Source organism: Pseudovibrio denitrificans JCM 12308, from assembly GCF_001310815.1.
Lineage (GTDB): Bacteria > Pseudomonadota > Alphaproteobacteria > Rhizobiales > Stappiaceae > Pseudovibrio > Pseudovibrio denitrificans.
On record NZ_BAZK01000012.1, the window covers coordinates 164548 to 179567 of the forward strand.

At 51.7% G+C, this 15020-nt stretch carries 9 protein-coding genes and 2 pseudogenes; 6 read left to right on the forward strand and 5 right to left on the reverse strand.

Annotation, left to right across the window (positions count from 1 at the left end; all coding sequences use genetic code 11):
• Positions 1-3: 3 nt before the first annotated feature.
• Positions 4-462 (reverse strand): dUTP diphosphatase, encoded by a 459-nt coding sequence (gene dut, locus JCM12308_RS17355; RefSeq protein ID WP_054784571.1) that lies wholly within the window; start codon positions 460-462, stop codon positions 4-6.
• Positions 463-665: 203 nt separating this feature from the next.
• Between dut and JCM12308_RS17360 the strand changes: the two genes are divergently transcribed.
• Positions 666-1442 carry a DODA-type extradiol aromatic ring-opening family dioxygenase gene (locus JCM12308_RS17360; protein ID WP_054784572.1) on the forward strand — a complete coding sequence of 259 codons (777 nt, stop codon included), beginning with the start codon at positions 666-668 and terminating at the stop codon, positions 1440-1442.
• Between the two features lie 763 nt (positions 1443-2205).
• On the opposite strand, the pseudogene mutS reads toward JCM12308_RS17360, so the two are convergent.
• Positions 2206-4940 (reverse strand): annotated as a pseudogene (mutS, locus tag JCM12308_RS17365) (DNA mismatch repair protein MutS).
• Between the two features lie 140 nt (positions 4941-5080).
• Here mutS and JCM12308_RS17370 point away from each other — a divergent pair.
• The 3 genes from JCM12308_RS17370 (at position 5081) to JCM12308_RS17375 (ending at position 11166) form a co-directional block, all read left to right on the forward strand.
• Positions 5081-7363 (forward strand): NADP-dependent malic enzyme, encoded by a 2283-nt coding sequence (locus JCM12308_RS17370; protein ID WP_014283270.1) that lies wholly within the window; start codon positions 5081-5083, stop codon positions 7361-7363.
• A 249-nt stretch (positions 7364-7612) separates the two neighbouring features.
• Positions 7613-8704 (forward strand): hypothetical protein, encoded by a 1092-nt coding sequence (locus tag JCM12308_RS30235; protein WP_208978674.1) that lies wholly within the window; start codon positions 7613-7615, stop codon positions 8702-8704.
• Positions 8602-11166 (forward strand): hypothetical protein, encoded by a 2565-nt coding sequence (locus JCM12308_RS17375; protein WP_208978675.1) that lies wholly within the window; start codon positions 8602-8604, stop codon positions 11164-11166. The genes JCM12308_RS30235 and JCM12308_RS17375 overlap by 103 nt, the downstream gene beginning before the upstream one ends.
• 56 nt (positions 11167-11222) lie before the next feature.
• Here JCM12308_RS17375 and JCM12308_RS17380 read toward each other — a convergent pair whose 3' ends face one another.
• On the reverse strand, positions 11223-11540 hold the full coding sequence (locus JCM12308_RS17380) for an SH3 domain-containing protein (protein WP_208978676.1): 318 nt from the start codon (positions 11538-11540) through the stop codon (positions 11223-11225).
• A 138-nt stretch (positions 11541-11678) separates the two neighbouring features.
• Here JCM12308_RS17380 and JCM12308_RS17385 point away from each other — a divergent pair, with 138 nt between their 5' ends.
• Both JCM12308_RS17385 and trpB read left to right on the forward strand, forming a co-directional pair.
• On the forward strand, positions 11679-12332 hold the full coding sequence (locus JCM12308_RS17385) for a phosphoribosylanthranilate isomerase (RefSeq protein ID WP_208608891.1): 654 nt from the start codon (positions 11679-11681) through the stop codon (positions 12330-12332).
• Positions 12333-12347: 15 nt separating this feature from the next.
• A complete protein-coding gene (trpB, locus tag JCM12308_RS17390) occupies positions 12348-13562 on the forward strand; it encodes a tryptophan synthase subunit beta (protein WP_008550723.1) in 1215 nt (404 codons plus the stop codon).
• 79 nt (positions 13563-13641) lie between these two features.
• On the opposite strand, the pseudogene JCM12308_RS17395 reads toward trpB, so the two are convergent.
• A pseudogene (locus tag JCM12308_RS17395) lies at positions 13642-14552 on the reverse strand (methylated-DNA--[protein]-cysteine S-methyltransferase).
• Positions 14553-14704: 152 nt separating this feature from the next.
• The coding region (locus JCM12308_RS17400) for a DUF2244 domain-containing protein (RefSeq protein WP_054784574.1) at positions 14705-15020 on the reverse strand (316 nt) is incomplete at its 5' end.

The following is a 15020-nucleotide window of genomic DNA, read 5'->3' on the forward strand; positions in this document are numbered from 1 at the left end:
CCTTTAGAGACCTGAGGAGCCAAATCCGCCAGCACCACGCTCCGTGGTTTCCAGCTCTTTCACTTCTTCGATCTGCACCTGAGTCACTGGTGCAACAACCATCTGCGCGATGCGCATGCCGCGCTCGATCACAAAAGCTTCCTCACCCAGATTGATGAGAATGACCTTCACTTCGCCCCGATAGTCCGCATCAACGGTGCCTGGCGTGTTCAGAACGGTCACGCCATGCTTGGCAGCAAGACCGGAACGAGGACGGACCTGACCTTCGTGGCCAGATGGCAGCGCGATGGAAAGGCCTGTTGGCACCATGGCGCGTTGGCCCGATTGCAGCGTGATTGCCTCTTCATTGGCAGCCTGCAGATCCAGCCCGGCAGCTTCTGCGCTTTGGTAAGCAGGAAGCTCCAATCCTTCGCTATGGGGAAGGCGCGTAATTTTCAGTGTTCGTGTCATGAAGAGGCCCATTGATAAAAAGCTCCTCTATCTAGCAGGTGTTTCATGCTTCTTCCAGAGGTCGCGTGAAATTCCGTTGGGCTGAGCGAGTGGATAATGCTTGTTTTAGTGAACAGTCCTATCAGCTTTACTGAGATTGGTTAGGTTGAGTTGATGTAATACTCTGCAAGAGACAGGAAATTCATCAACAAACCGAAACAAAAAAAGCGTTTCACATGAAACAATCGCCTCTCTTTTTACCACATGGAGCACCAGATCTCGCAATAAGACCTGAGCTGGAAGCTCATCAGTTTCTCAAAAACCTAGCGAAATCAGAGGCTAAGCCAAAGGCTTTGCTTGTTATTTCGCCCCATTGGCAAACAGAACGGTTGAGCATCAATGCTGCCGGACCACTGAAGACCATTCACGATTTTCGCGGTTTTTCACGCCAACTCTATGAGATGCAGTACGAAGCGACTGCAGAAAGCTGGTTTGTTTCCCGCGTGCATGAGGCTATTACGCGCTACGGCCTGAATGTGCGGGAGGATGACACGTGGGGATTGGATCACGGCGCCTGGGTGCCTTTGTCTCTGGCATTTCCTGACGTGGGTGTGCCCGTAGTTCAGGTATCCCTGCCGTACTCCTATGGCAGCGAAGAAAGCTTCAATCTTGGGCGGGCTTTGGCTCCGTTGGCGGAAGAGGGCATCCTTGTCATCGGTAGTGGCGCGCTAACGCATAATTTCTCTGAGGTTAGCGGCAGCGGTGACGCGCCGAACTGGGCTCTGGAATTTGACCACTGGATCACTGAGCTGGTCGAACAAGGGGAGACCTGCGCTCTGCTTTCCTCCGGCAATCACAAATACTATCAGAAGGCCTTGCCAACCGATGAGCACTTCCTTCCGCTTCTGGTGGCCTATGGAGCGGCGGGAGAGCATGCCTATGGCGAAAAGCTGCATGAGAGCTTCACTTACCGCTCCATCAGCATGAGTGCATTTCGGTTTCGTAACAGGTAGCTGCGCAGAGGTTGCGGAGGAGGAGCCTCCTCGGTGTCATCCCGAGCGAAGCGCAGCGTAGACCCGGGACCCATAACCCTAGTATCAGAGATTGGTCGAACGCCTCAGATAAATAGCAAGGCTAGGGGGTATGGATCCCGGCTCCGGGGCCGGGATGACACCGAGGAGTGAGGCGAGTTGCCAAAAAACTTATCCCCCTGGCTTGAAACCATGCCCATACTAAAGCCATGCCTGCGCATTCGGGCTGCTGGCGGAGCGACCGTCAGTTTGTCGTAGGCTGGGCGGGGCTATCGGAAGAGGTAACGCAGCTTTCGGTGGTCCGGTGAACCGAACTTCAAACGTGGCCGCATGGTTTGAGGGGAAGGGCCCAGGAATATAGGGTATCACGCGGTGACGAGCGCTGATGCACCGGCAGGGATAACCTGCTTTTGCTGATGTGTTTGTCAAAGACGGAGGAACTGTTTGGGCAGGGAAACCTGACTGGATAAGCCACTGTCTTTTCAGGAAACTGACTATCGTGCCTTATAGGCAAAAGAGGCGACGTTGTTCATCCCAAGAAAGCCCGGGCAAGGCGTGTAGCCAATGCCGAAGAATTAGTTTCAATAAGTAGCGCAGGTATTGCCTGCCGCCTTGCTCATCCCGATTATCGGGTTTCACATGAAAACACCGCCGGAAATTTCCAGCGGTGCTCTTTGTGCTGTCATTTATGGATCCCGGCTCGGTGGCCGGGATGACGACATCAGGCGTTTTCACCTCGAAAGGGTTAGCTTGCGCTCAGCTCTTTGTGCTTCTGCTTGAGCGCGTAGAGCGCCTCCTGCGCCTGACGTGGTGTCATATCATCCGGATCAAAGCTATCCAGCAGTTCCACCAGCTCATTGGACACAAAGCTCTCTTCTTCTTCCGGCTCCGGAATGGTTTCCAGCGGTTGGGAGAAAGAGGCAAAGAGCGGGAGGTCATCCAACAGCTTCTCAGAAGGCTTGTTGGTGTCTTGCTCTTCCAGCTGTTTCAGGATCTTTTGCGCGCGGCTGACAACGGTTTTCGGCAGGCCAGCGAGCTTTGCTACCTGAATACCGTAGGACCGGTCTGCAGCACCCTCTACAATCTCATGAAGGAAGACAACGTCGCCCTTCCATTCCTTCACACGAACGGTTGCGTTATTGAGACGCTCCAAACGCTGCGAAAGCGCTGTGATTTCATGATAGTGGGTCGCGAAGAGTGAGCGGGACCGGTTGGTTTCGTGTAGATGCTCAATGGCCGCCCAAGCGATGGAGAGACCGTCAAACGTTGCCGTTCCGCGGCCAATTTCATCAAGAATAACAAGCGAACGGTCGGTTGCCTGATTAAGGATCGCAGCAGTTTCCACCATCTCAACCATGAAGGTTGAGCGGCCTCTTGCAAGGTCATCTGCAGCACCAACACGGGAGAACAGGCGGTCCACGACGCCAATATGCGCATTCGTTGCAGGAACGAAACTACCCATCTGCGCCAGTACAGCAATCAGAGCGTTTTGGCGCAGGAAGGTGGATTTACCGGCCATGTTCGGACCGGTAATCAGCCAGATCTGGCCGTTTTCATAGCTTTCCTGCGGGCCGAGGTTGGCATTGTTTGCCACAAATGGTTCGCCGGATTTGCGCAGAGCTTGCTCAACAACAGGGTGACGACCACCTTCGATGGTGAAGGCCAGCGAGCCATCAACGGTTGGGCGGGAATAATTCTCCGCCTCTGCCAGAACGGCAAGCGAGGTGGACACATCCAGAATAGCCAGTGCTTCTGCAGCGGCTTTGATGAGACCACCTGCAGCAACGACGGCTTTGGTCAGCTCGTTGAAGATTTCCAGCTCAATTGCCAAAGCGCGTTCACCGGCGCTGGCGATCTTGCTTTCCAGATCTGCCAGCTCGGTGGTGGTGAAGCGCATAGCGCCGGCCATGGTCTGGCGATGGATAAAGCGGGCAGGGTCATCCTTCATCGGATCACACTGCGCTGTTGGTGCTTCCATGAACCAGCCAAGCACGTTGTTGTGCTTGATCTTCAGGGAGCGAATGCCCAGCTCTTCTGCCAAATCAGCCTGCATCTGGGCGATGACCTTACGGCTTTGATCACGCAGGGCTTTCAGTTCATCAAGGTCTGGATTGTAACCCGGCGCAACGAAGCCACCATCGCGCTTGAGGAGCGGTGGCTCTTCTGCGATTGCGATGCCAAGCTTTTCGCCCAGAGCATGCGGCGCCTGTTCCAGCTTTTGCACGGCAAAGCCAACTTCCTGCGGATAAGCACCGCCGGATGCGAGCAAGCCAGCGATTTCACGTGCAGACTTCATTGCAAACGCGATGGACTGCAGATCCCGCGGGCCACCACGGTCCACAGCAAGACGGGACAGAGCGCGGGACATATCCGGTGCAGACTTCAACAGACCGCGGATATCTTCGCGCTGCATGGTGTCCGATGCAAAAAACGCAATGGTATCCTGACGATGACGAATTTGTTCCGGATCCGTAAGGGGACCAGCCAAACGGCTTGCCAACAGGCGGGAACCTGCACCGGTCACGGTTTTGTCGATAGCAGACAGCAGCTGCCACGACGCTCGCCGGAAAGGGTGCGGGTCAGCTCCAGGTTGGCACGGGTTGCCGGGTCGATCAGCAACTGGCCAGCCGCAGCTTCCTTCACTGGCGGATCCAGAGGAGGGCGCTCTCCCAGCTGGGTCTTGTCGATATAGGCCAGAATACCACTGGCGGCGATCAGCTCAGCACGGGTGTAGTTGGCGAAACCATCCAGCGTGCCCACGGAGAAGTAGGTGGAGAGACGATCCTGAGCGTTTGCGCCATCAAAGAAGGTGCGCGGAACGGGAGAAAGGGCAGCGCCAAGTCCTTCGACTGTCGCTCGCAACTCAGTTTCCTGCAGCAGCGCATCTGCCAGCACCAGTTCGGAAGGATCAATACGCGCCAGATCAGCAGCAAGGCGCACATCATCACTCTCGGCCACACGGAACATGCCGGTGGACATATCGATCCAAGCGAGGCCGTAAAGATTGCCGTCTGCTGCACTGCCTCCTTTGACGCGGGCAAGGGAGGCGAGGAAGTTGTTGCGCTTTGCATCCAGCAGGCGATCTTCGGTGATCGTACCTGGGGTTACAAGACGCACTACATCGCGGCGTACAACAGATTTGGAACCACGCTTCTTGGCTTCTGCCGGGTCTTCCGTCTGCTCACAGACAGAAACACGGTGGCCAAGGCCAATCAGCTTTTGCAGATAGTCGTCAGCAGCATGCACAGGAACGCCACACATCGGAATATCGTCACCGTTGTGCTTGCCGCGTTTTGTGAGCGTAATTCCGAGAGACTGAGATGCGATCTCTGCATCCTCAAAGAACAGCTCGTAAAAGTCGCCCATTCTGTAGAACAGGAGGCTATCCGGATTGGCTGTCTTGATCTCAATATATTGCGCCATCATGGGTGTGACGCGGCCTTTTGCTGGGGAAGGCTTTTCAATATCTGCTGTAGTCATGGCGCAGACACTAGCAAATGGTTCTATGTGTTTCACCCGTGTCCGTTTAGTTCACAGCTTGAGAACGCGAATTTACGGGGATAATGTCGTCCAGTGATATTTGAAAAGAACACTGCGCTTGAGGGTGAGGAATTTTTCGCATGCCAACCACTGATAAAACAGCAAGCTCGCAGGTCAGCTTTACTGACCAAGACGCGTTAGCCTTCCATAATGAAGGAAAACCGGGCAAGCTTGAAATTTCGCCAACCAAGCCAATGGCTACTCAGCGCGATCTGAGCCTGGCCTACTCCCCGGGCGTTGCTGTTCCTGTGCTGGCAATCGCAGAAGACCCAAGCCGGGCTTACGATTACACCACCAAAGGCAACATGGTTGCCGTTATCTCCAACGGTACCGCAATTCTTGGCCTTGGTAATCTTGGCGCATTGGCCTCAAAGCCAGTGATGGAAGGTAAGTCTGTCCTCTTCAAGCGCTTTGCGGACGTGGATTCCATCGACCTTGAGGTGGATACTCAGAACGTTGAAGAGTTCATCGATTCCGTTAAGCACCTCGGCCCTTCTTTTGGTGGCATCAACCTTGAGGACATCAAGGCGCCAGATTGTTTTATCATCGAGCAGCGCCTTCGTGAGATCATGGATATTCCAGTGTTCCACGATGATCAGCACGGCACTGCTATTATTGCAGCAGCTGGACTGATCAACGCGGTTCACATGACTGATCGCGACATTAAAGACGTGAAGGTTGTCTGTAATGGCGCGGGCGCGGCAGGTATCGCGTGTATCGAGCTCGTGAAAGCGATGGGCGTTCCACATGAGAACGTTCTTCTTTGCGATACAAAAGGCGTGATTTATCAGGGGCGTGAAGCTGGCATGAACCAGTGGAAGAGCGCTCATGCTGTAAAGACCGACAAGCGCACGCTTGAAGACGCACTGGATGGGGCAGACGTGTTCTTTGGTGTATCCGTTAAGGGTGCACTGACGCCTGACATGGTCAAGTCCATGGCGCCGAACCCAATCATCTTTGCGATGGCGAACCCTGATCCGGAGATCACTCCGGAAGAAGCCAAGGAAGTGCGTCCTGATGCGATTGTTGCAACCGGACGCTCTGATTATCCGAACCAGGTAAACAACGTTCTCGGCTTCCCTTACATCTTCCGTGGCGCGTTGGACGTTCATGCGACAACCATCAATGATGAAATGAAGATCGCATGTGCGCAGGCGCTGGCAGAACTGGCTCGTGAGGATGTTCCTGATGAAGTTGCAGCAGCTTATCGCGGCAGTCGCCCTCGTTTCGGTCCTGAATACATCATTCCGGTGCCGTTTGATCCGCGCCTGATCTCCCGCATTCCGCAGGCTGTTGCGCAAGCGGCGATGGATAGCGGTGTGGCGCGTCGCCCGATCGTGGACATGGATGCTTATGGTGCTCAACTTCAGGGCCGTCGTGACCCGATTGCTGGTACGTTGCAGCGGATTATCTCCAAGGTTCGCCAGAACCCGAAACGGATTGTTTTCGCGGAAGGTGAAGAGCCAGCGGTTATTCGTGCAGCATCTGCTTTTGTTGCTCAAGGACTGGGTGAAGCGATCCTTGTTGGTCGTGAGGATGAGATCCGCGCAAATGCAACATCTGCCGGTATTGATGTGAACCGTCCGGGTATTCGTCTGGACAGCGCACGTTCCTCCACCCGCAACGCAGATTATGCCGAGTACCTGTACTCTCGCCTGCAGCGCAAAGGCTATCTGCAGCGCGACTGTCAGCGTCTCGTCAACAATGACCGTAACTACTGGGCAGCCATTATGGTTGCACGAGGGGATGCAGATGGTGTTGTAACGGGTACGACACGAAACTATTCCGTTGCGCTGGAAACCATCAGTCGCTGTATCGACACCAAGCCTGGACACCGCGTGATTGGTGTTTCACTTGTTGTGACACCGGGTAAAACGGTTCTGGTGGCTGACACCGCAGTTCACGATATGCCGACTTCTGAGGAACTTGCGGATATCGCAGAAGAGGCCGCTCACGTTGCTCGCCGTCTAGGTTCTGAACCACGTGTAGCTATGCTGGCGTACTCCACATTCGGCCACCCTAAGGGTGAGCGGACGGAGCGCCTTCAGGAAGCCGTGAAGATCCTTGACCGCCGCCGGGTGGACTTTGAATATGACGGTGAAATGGGTGCAGATATCGCGCTCAACATGGAGAAGATGGCTGCTTATCCGTTCTGTCGTCTGAATGGTCCCGCGAACGTGCTGATCATGCCAGCGTTCCACTCAGCTTCCATTGCAACAAAGCTGCTGGAAGAGCTTGGTGGTTCAACACTCATCGGGCCTCTGCTGGTGGGTATGGATAAGCCTGTTCAGATTGTACCGATGGGTGCAAAGGACAGCGAGATCTTCAACATGGCAGCCATCGCGGCCTACAACATCACCTAGGTCTGACAGAATTGTGAGATCAAGAAAAGCGTCGCTCCAGCGGCGCTTTTTTATTCCCTAAATAACTGAATGTTCTACACTTCCAGTAGATGACAATTTTAGAAGTTACATCTCTTTAAAAATTAGCCAGAAGACTTCAAATCTCTCTTCACCGTGCCCCCAAATGCATGCGAGCTGGCTCCATATTTATAGATATTGTTGGCCCAACAAGAATAGCCTCAGGAAAAGGCTGAAGTTGGGAGTCGATCTATGGCTAAGGGTACGCTCGAAGTTGCTGAATACCAATGGGCACAGAAGTTTTACAAACACAACTCATGGCCATTTGATGAGTATGACGGCGACCCTACACCTGCTTCGATTGAGGCTCACTGCAAAAATCGCTCTGCTCAATACAAAGCAGAACTTGCAAGCTATAAAGCACTAAAACACACCCTAGAGTCAGATGCTCAAGTTCAGACGTTTGATAGTCTTTGTGATCAAACTCAAAGCCGCATGAAAAACGCAGATGATCTTTTGCAGGCTGGCAATTTTCTTGATGCGGACAGCACTCTCGATGACATCGCAGCACTCGTTGATGGTGTTGGAATTTTGGTAGGAAAGAGTAGGGCTACAGAGCAGCAGAAAAACGGTGCTGATGGTCAGCAAAACGCTGAAAGCTCAACTCCGCATGTTGATCCTCTTCAAGCTCTACAACAACGAGCAACGGAATTTTCTGCAAAGTTGAAAGGCTACAAGGCTGAACGGAAAATACTCGTTTCAAAAGATCAGAAGACCCTGTTTGATCAACTTTTCAAGCAAGCTGCGTCGACAATGACATACATCACCAGCCTGGTAAAAAACGGCGATGCGGCAGGTGCTGACCAGCGGCTGTTTGATGCAGAAGCACAGTTACAAGGCGTGCAGCAAGTGCTTGAAATGCAGAAGCAGACTGTCCGCGAAACTGAGAGTATCAAAACGGCGATTAAAGAAGCTAATACCCGTCTTTCAGAGGCCGATGGACTTCGCAAGACCATTAAATCCCCTCAAGAGCAAAAAGCATTCGCGGATTCTTCAAAGCAAGCAAAGGGGCAAGTTAAGCAGATTGAAGGCTTACTCAAACGACATGAACTTGATGCCTGCCAGGCTGAATTGAAAAATCTCGATAATATGGTTGAGAAAACAGAAAGTTACGTCAAATTTGTTCCTGTTGATCCGAGCCTTAGCAGGGAACTGAAAACGACACGGATTGAAATCCAGTCTTGCTATCAGCAGGTAAACGAAGTTCCCGACAAAGCCTCAAACGGGATTTTGAAAAGAACTATCAAGTTGCAATCAACCTACTTGCAGAGACAGAGGATCTGATTGAAGGGCATGGACGTTCTTCTGAAGAGACCATTGCAGCCAACTTAGCTACACTCAAGAACTTAACCGAAACGCTGATAGACTGCGTGGTCAACGCAAAAGAAGCGGCAGAAAAACAAGCAGCTAATCCAACTCAAGGAAAACGGTCAAGTCCTGACTCAGCCACAAAAAATGCAGCCCAGAATGCGTTAAACAAAGCCCTTGCTGGCTGCATGGGATCTTTGGATGAGGCTCAAGCAAACCTCAATGAAGTTTTGAAGGCAGGAGCTGAAATAAAAGACCCAGCTCTTGCAAGCAGCTTTGCCCAATATAGCAGCGCAGCTCAGACCTATATTACCGAAGGGCTGCAATACGTTGCGGATAGAAAACTGCAAGAAGCACGGGGCAAACTTGCTACCTGTGAGGACGCAATTAAATCAATGATTGCTTTCTTGGGAACTGCACACTCGACACCTGAAAACCAAGAGGAAGCTTCTACTGATCATCAGCAAGAATCCAAGGTCTCTGAAATTGAGCTAGACACTTTTCAGGCTGGTGACGATGAACAGAAAGCTGCCTTGGCAGATTGTAAAAGGCTATTGGACCAACTCGCAGTACGTCAAGCCAGTGCTGTCGCACAAAATCCTCAATTTCAGCAGGAATTTCAGCACGATGAATTCCTGACATTCAAAGTTATTTCCGAGGAGTTTGAGAGCCAGATTGATGCACTGATTGCCAGCGGCAATGCGGCAGATGCGAAATCAAGATTGCAAGACTTTGAGAATGTCGTCCAAAGTTTGGAAGACAGCGTTCAGAATGCCCTCTCATCTGCTATTCAGCCCGAAGAAGAACAAGGCGGACAACCAGAACCTGATCCCGTTCTGGAAGCTTCGTTGAATACTTGCCAGGTCCAACTGCAAAAATTGATCGGGCGCTACAACAAAGCCATGGCAGGAAACCCTCAGCTTCCTGATCAATCTCTTCAAAATACATTTCTGACTTACCAAATGGTGTGGGAGCAGCTCAGTAGCCAAGCAGAGCATTTGATACAAGAAAATCGTCTTAAAGATGCTGAAAACAGGCTATCTGAGCTCGAAAGTGTAGTCGCAAACATTGAGGATTTTGCGAAACAGGGAGCACAGCCAAATGAGCAAAGCCAACCTCCCGAGATTGCCCAAGTCAGCAAAACGCGTGAAGACTATCTGAAGCAATATGAGTCGTTGGACGCTAGCAAGAGCGTGTTCTTGCGGCAAGAATTATTGATTAAAGACCCAGAACTGCTGGCGGAGTTTCAAACTATTAAAGTTCTGTTTGAGTTCGCAATGCCAGAAGCAAAAAGATGCATCAATGCAGACCAGTTGGATGGGCTATCAATTGTAATGGCATCTCTTGAAGAACACAGAGATCAGTTAAATACCATTCTCAATCGTGCGCGAGTTCAAAACGCAGAAGCACTTGCGAAACGCAAACAGGAGCAAGAAGCAGCTAAGCAGGCCCGACTTGATGCTGCCCCCGCTATTTCCTTTAAGGATGCAGAGAAGCTCGCCTCCAAGCTTTCAGCAATGCGCAAATACGTGAAAGACCCAACTAAGTTGAAGATCTTCGATGAGCAAGCAAACTTTGTCAGGTTGTCGATTGCACAATTGAAAAAAATGGCACAAACGGGCCAGACTAGCCAGATGGATGAGATCCTCAAAGCTCTGGGCCGAGCAAAGGCAGAGCTGCAAATGCTTGCGGATGAAAACCGCCAGATTCAGGTCAAATATTCCAATCGTGCACCGGGCATCCGCAATAATGTAGATGCACGCAAAAAGCCGAGTGGTGAAAATCCGCAGTTTTTCTGTGAGGTGCAGGAAGGGCAGTTTTGCTTGAAACACGCCATCAATGCCTGCCTCGGTTTCCAAGCAACGGACAAAAATGATTTGCTGGATGCAAGCCTCGTCAATCACCTGAAAGCTTATGAAAGCAAGACCGATGAAGAGTTTTTGCGGTACGCATCAGGCGTTCTTAAACGCAAAGTAAAAACTCTGCGACAAGAGCATCAGAAGGACCCTAAAAAGCTCGCTCGCGAGGTTGCGACAGAAGAATATAAGAAACTCTACAAGACTGATCCTCTTCAAGATATCAGCAACAAAGGCAGCATCGCAGATGTGGGGCTAGAGTTATTGAAGGCACAACAGCAAAAACTTGGCCTGCCAGACCCGCAAATTACATACATTGAACATACAAAAACACCTGCGGAAGAAGATATTGCCCGTGAGTTACTCAGTCATGTCGTCAACTCTGGTGAAGACCGGTTCGTGATTAATATCGGCGGTCATTATGTAGCTTTCCGTCAAGTGGAAGAGGGGGACTGGTATTTAGTGAACAGCACCAGTTCTGCAGCAACGAAAATGGACCCGGTTGAGTACTGCCTCAACCACATAAAATCTTCAGGAACACGCTTGCCAGTCATCCATTTTGAGAAACAGGTAGCGCTATAATTCAGGATTCTTAAAGAGTGAACAGTTCAATGAATTGCATTCTACTGTTCACTCAATCACTTAAACGCGGCGCATGTAGCTTTGTAGACCCAGCCGATTTGTTCGGAGGTTTGTGGGTCGCGGATGCCGAGCCAGTTGCCTTTGCAGTCGACGATGTTGATTGCCTGGTTGGAAATGAGACGGCCAACGATGTTGTAATTGGTTCCGGGACCGGTACGAAGGTTAAGCACGCCTGATTTCAGTGGCTTAACTGCATAGGTACCTGCACATCCCTGATTAAACCCGATGGGCACTTGTGGTTGGTGCTGATAAACTGTTTGCGCGGAGGGGCTGCTTGCAAAGGCAACGAGCGCGCCACATATACCAAGAGTCATTAGACTACCGCGATAAACTCCAGATTTTCTCATTGGTCCTGTCCGTTTCAGGTTCCATATAATGACCAGAACAGGGTGACAAACCCTGATTATTTTGGTCTAACGGTCATTCTGGTATTGCTTGAACACGGTGCAAATATGGTCTCTTCCGCTACGATAAAAATCTGCGGCATCTCTACAAAGGAAACTGCGGACGCGGTTACGAAAGAACAAGTCGATATGATCGGATTTGTCTTTTTTCCGAAAAGTCCGCGTTACGTTTCCATCGCGCAGGCGAAAGAGCTGGCAGACCATGTGCGTGGCAAAACAAAGATTGTTGCGCTTACCGTGAATATGGATGATGCGGGACTGAAGGAAATCGTCGACAACATAGCGCCAGATATTCTGCAACTGCATGGCAGTGAGAGCCCTGAGCGCTGCGCTGAAGTGCGTGAAACCTTTGGTGTTCCGGTAATGAAAGCCTTCGGCATCTCCACCGCAGAAGACGTTGAGGCACTTAAGCCCTATATTCCGCAGGTAGACAGATTTCTGCTTGATGCAAAGCCACCAAAAAATTCCGAAATTCCGGGAGGAAATGGTGTCAGCTTTGATTGGAAACTGCTACAAGGCCTAGAACTTGGAAAGCCTATCATGCTTTCTGGTGGCCTAAGCCCTGAAAACGTCCGTGAAGCCCTGGCTATCTCCGGTGTGAGTGATGTCGATGTGTCTTCCGGCGTAGAACGCGAGAAGGGCGTTAAAGACATCGAGTTGATTGAGGCTTTTGTGCGTGAAGTGCGCAGCGTTGCCGAGTGAATTTGGGAAGAGTTAATGAACCAGCAAGCCAACACATTGCGTTCCGGTCCGGATGATCGCGGTCACTTTGGTGATTTTGGAGGTCGTTTCGTCGCTGAAACGCTCATGCCTTTGATCCTGGATCTGGAAAAGGCTTACAACGACGCTAAGGCTGATCCGGCATATGCGGCAGAGCTGAAGAACCTGAACACCCATTATACTGGTCGCCCATCTGCGCTGTATTTTGCTGAACGCCTGACTGAAGAGCTGGGCGGCGCGAAGATCTACTTTAAGCGCGATGAGCTGAACCACACGGGTTCTCACAAGATCAACAACTGTATTGGCCAGATCCTGCTGGCGAAACGCATGGGCAAAACCCGCATTATTGCTGAGACCGGTGCCGGTCAGCATGGTGTGGCAACAGCTACGGTTTGTGCACGTTTCGGTCTGCCTTGCGTGGTTTACATGGGCGCAACTGACGTTGAGCGTCAGAAGCCAAATGTATTCCGCATGAAGCTTCTAGGTGCTGAAATTGTTCCCGTTACAGCGGGTGCAGGTACACTGAAAGATGCGATGAACGAAGCGCTGCGTGATTGGGTGACCAACGTGGAAGACACGTATTACCTGATCGGTACAGCTGCTGGTCCGCATCCTTATCCAGAAATGGTTCGTGACTTCCAGTCAGTGATTGGTGAAGAGACCAAAAAGCAGCTTATGGAAGTGGAAGGCAGACTTCCTGATGCGCTTGTCGCGGCTGTTGGTGGTGGTTCCAACGCGATTGGCCTGTTCCATCCATTCCTTGATGACCCTTCCGTTGAGATTTACGGCGTTGAAGCTGGCGGTAAAGGTCTGGAAGGTGAGGAGCACTGCGCCTCTTTGAATGCGGGTAAGCCGGGCGTTCTGCATGGCAATCGTACTTACCTGCTGCAGGATGATGACGGTCAGATCCTTGAAGGGCACTCTGTTTCTGCTGGTCTGGACTATCCTGGTATTGGCCCTGAGCATTCCTGGCTGAAGGATACGGGCCGCGTGAACTACGTGCCTGCGACTGACACAGAAGCTCTGGATGCATTCCAGATGCTGACCCGTGTTGAAGGCATCATTCCGGCTCTGGAACCAAGCCATGCGCTGGCTCAGGTTATCAAGATGGCGCCGCAGATGGACAAAGACCAGATCATCGTTATGAACCTTTGTGGTCGCGGTGATAAAGACGTCTTCACCGTCGGTAAACTCCTCGGCTTTGACCTATAAGCTCTTATGATTTCATGAGAAAAGGCGAGCCAAGTGCTCGCCTTTTTTGTTTGTGCCGTTTGAATCGGATGTGAATCGATCAACCCGTTGCAGCGAGCCCATCAAGCACACCAGAGACACCGGCTTCCCAGCCAAGAATGGCACGCTTGCGGGTGATGCCCCAGTGGTAACCGCACATATTCCCCTTCGCACCGAGCACGCGGTGACACGGGACCACGAAGGACAGCGGGTTCTTGCCTACGGCGGTCCCCACCGCACGTGAGGCCTTAGGGTTGCCGAGGTTGCTGGCGATTTCTGAATAGGTGGTGGCTTTGCCCATTGGGATTTTCAGGAGTGTCTGCCAGACGCGGATTTCAAAGTCCGTTCCGATGAAGACAACGCGAAGTGGTTGATCTTCCTTCCATTTATTTGGCTCAAAGATGCGTGAGACATAAGGTGCGGTGAGCTGCTGGTTTTCCTCAAACTCAGCTGCAGGCCAACGCTCACACATATCAGAGAGAGCTTTTGCCTCTTCACCAGCATCCGCGAAAGCAAGGCCTGCCAGACCACGCTCAGTGACCATCAGGAGTACGAGGCCAAACGGGCAGGGGTGGAAGCCCCAATTGATCTTCACCCCGGCTCCACGGCGTTTATAATCGCCGGGTGTCATGGCTTCATGGGTCACGAATAGATCGTGGAGGCGTGCTGGACCAGAAAGACCAACTTCAAGAGAGGCTTCGAGAATGCTTGCTGAATCTTGCAGGAGACCGCGGGCGTGATCGATGGTGATTGCCTGCAGAAACTGTTTTGGAGTGATGCCGGCCCATCTTGAGAACACACGCTGAAGCTGGATTGGTTGCAGACCAACACTATGCGCGAGTTCTTCCAGAGATGGCTGCTCTCTCCAGTTTTCCGAGATCCCCTGAAGGTTTTTTGAACGACGCGGTAGTCTTCAAGAGCAGAACTGTCTTCTACAAACGCACCATCTGCGAGATTTGCTGCTTTAAACATCTTAGGTCTCGGCTCTTAAGCTTTTCTTCGCGCACCTCATCCGAAAACCGGTGTCCGCTTTTCGGCAATACGCAAAAGATTTCATTCTGATTGCGTGAAATCTAGATGATCCTTAGCGGAAGAACCACCCGAAACGCGAGCATACCTTTGCTTTAAGCGTTATCGAAGCCCCGGTGTCGTGCAGAATGGAGAGCCTGTGAGAATGCGGCGGCGAAACTGGTTCTGTCATCTGGATTCAGGAATGAGCCAACGATAAGGAACAGCTGGTCGGAGCGAACTAAAATGCGTGTCACGCCAACATCATCGTCTCGCTCGATGTGGAGTTTCATGTGAAACGGATTGAGTACGTACTCTTGTACTTCGCCTTTGTAGGTAACGTGCTTCAGCCTCACTTCCAACGGCGAAACGCTGATTTCCTCGTAAGTTTCAGCGGTTGCGAAGTTGTGCCGGAAGGCCAGCCGAGAGGAA